The 2,478-nt window shown below is 71.7% G+C and carries 2 protein-coding genes; both read right to left on the reverse strand.

Going from position 1 to position 2,478, the window contains the following annotated elements; all coding sequences use genetic code 11:
- Positions 1-1,260 (reverse strand): L-aspartate oxidase (nadB, locus tag I0Q12_RS23950; RefSeq protein ID WP_307846471.1); only part of this gene is annotated, 1,260 nt, incomplete at its 3' end.
- Entirely contained in the window at positions 1,257-2,288 is a 1,032-nt protein-coding gene (nadA, locus tag I0Q12_RS23955) for a quinolinate synthase NadA (RefSeq protein ID WP_197255389.1), read from the reverse strand. The genes nadB and nadA, both read right to left, overlap by 4 nt.
- Positions 2,289-2,478 lie beyond the last annotated feature (190 nt).

Genomic DNA, 2,478 nt, shown 5'->3' on the forward strand with positions numbered 1-2,478 from the left:
GCGGTCCGCGCGTCGGCGGGCCGGCAACGTCGCGTCGGTCGCTTCCACGCGCAGTCCGGCGCGTTCCTCGGCGGCGGCGTGCCCGGCGCGTTCGCCGAGCACGAGTCCTTCGAGGAGGCTGTTCGACGCCAGCCGGTTCGCACCGTGCAGGCCGGTGCGGGCGACCTCCCCCGCCGCGTACAGGCCGGGCACCGCGGTGCGGCCGTGCACGTCGGTGACGACGCCACCGCACGAGTAGTGCGCGGCCGGGGCGACCGGGATCAGGTCGTCGGCCGGGTCGAGACCGACGGCCAGGCACGAGGCGGTGATCGTCGGGAACCGTTCGGCGAAGCCGTCGAGGTGCCGCGCGTCGAGGAACACGTGCTCCTCCCCCAGCACGGCGAGCCGCTCGGCGATGGCACGGGAAACCACGTCGCGGGGTGCGAGATCACCGAGCGGGTGCACGCCCGCGGTGATCGAGGCGCCGTGCGAATCGATGAGGCGTGCGCCCTCACCGCGGACCGCCTCGCTGATCAGCGGGCGCCGGCCCTCGCCGCCCCGCGCGTACAGCACGGTCGGGTGGAACTGCACGAATTCGACGTCCGCGACCGCGGCACCGGCGTGCAACGCCAGTGCGATGCCGTCGGCGGTGGCACCGGCCGGATTGGTGCTGCACGCATACAGCTGGCCCAGCCCACCGGTGGCGAGCAGCACGGCGGGGGTGTGCACGACGCCGAGGCCGCGCTCGTCGAGGACGAGGACTCCGGTGACGCCGCGCGCATCGGTGAGGATCCGGGCGGCCGCAGCCCCGAACAACACGGGCAGGCTCGCGGCGTTGAGCGCGCGCTGCACCTCCATGCCGGTGGCGTCGCCGCCGGCGTGGATGATGCGCCGGGTCGAGTGCCCGCCCTCGCGGGTGCGGGCGACGTCCCCGTCGCGGCCGCGGTCGAAGACGGCACCGAGATCGGTGAGCGCGGCGACGGCGTGCGGGCCGGCGCTGACGATGGAACGGACCGCGTCCTCGTCACACAGGCCACCACCGGCGGCGAGGGTGTCGGCGACGTGCGAGTCGACGCTGTCGCCGGTCGGGGCGACCACGGCGATGCCGCCCTGCGCGTACTGGGTGGAGGTGTCGGTGGGGCCGCCCTTGCTGAGGGTGAGCACGGTCAGGCCGCGCCGCGCGGCCGCGCGGGCCGCGGTCAGTCCCGCAACCCCGCCGCCCACGACCACCAGGTCGGCGCGGGCCTCCCAGCCCACGCCGACCCCCGTAGGCGTCGTCACTCGCCGCCGCCGGGATTGCCGATGGCGATCATCCGCTGCACGGACAGGCGGGCACGCTCGGCGACGGCCGGGTCCACGTGCACCTCGTCCTTGCCCTCGCGCAGGCAACGCAGCAGGGAGGCGGGGGTGATCATCTTCATGTACGGGCAGGAGGCGCGGTCGTTGACCGCCTGGAAGTCGATGCCCGGTGCGGCCTTGCGGAGCTGGTGGAGCATGCCGACCTCGGTGGCGACGAGGACCTGCTTGGCGCCGGTCGCGCGCGCGGCGTCGATCATGCCGCCGGTCGAGAGGATCTTGACCTTGTCGTCAGGCACGAAGCCTTCCCCGGCCAGGTAGAGGGCGGAGGTGGCGCAGCCGCATTCGGGGTGGACGAACAGGTCCGCGTCCGGGTGCGACTTGGCCTGGGCGGCCAGTTCCTCGCCGTTGATGCCGGCGTGGACGTGGCATTCGCCGGCCCAGATGTGCATGTTCTCGCGGCCGGTGACGCGCTTGACGTGGGCACCGAGGAACTGGTCGGGCAGGAACAGCACCTCACGGTCGGGGTCGATGGAGGCGACGACGTCGACCGCGTTCGAGGACGTGCAGCAGATGTCGGTCAGGCCCTTGACCTCGGCGGTGGTGTTGACGTACGAGACGACGACGGCGTCCGGGTACTCGGCTTTCCATTCGCGCAGCTGATCTGCGGTGATCGAGTCCGCGAGCGAGCAGCCGGCGCGCTCGTCCGGGATCAGCACTGTCTTGTTCGGGCTGAGGATCTTCGCGGTCTCGGCCATGAAGTGCACGCCACAGAAGACGATGGTGTCCTCCTCCGCCTCGGCAGCGATGCGCGAGAGCGCGAGGGAGTCACCGACGTGATCTGCGATGTCCTGGATGGCAGGCAGCTGGTAGTTGTGCGCCAGCAGCGTCGCGTTGCGCTCGCGGGCCAGCCGACGGACCTCCTCGGCCCACTCCGGCGTCGCGTCGATGCCGGCGTAGCCACCGGGGCCGTCGACGATTGCGGCGGCTCCCGCCCACTCGATCGTGGTCATGGACTGGCTCCTTCGTGCAATCCGGGGCGGGCTGCGCCCGGATTTCCGTATTCGGGGGTTTTCGACTTAGGATCGAAAACATGCCACATAGTAACACTCATCACGAAGTGCTCATCGTGGTGTTCCAGGTTCGCCACTTTCCGGCCACCCCCGAACGCGCCTACGGCTTCGGCTGGGGCATCGAGAACGG

The organism is Rhodococcus sp. CX (genome assembly GCF_015865005.1).
GTDB lineage: Bacteria > Actinomycetota > Actinomycetes > Mycobacteriales > Mycobacteriaceae > Rhodococcus.

Bases quoted from the DNA above. Each gene is read 5' to 3' on its own strand.
- nadA (WP_197255389.1), bottom strand. From the start codon at position 2,288: ATGACCACGATCGAGTGGGCGGGAGCCGCCGCAATCGTCGACGGCCCC.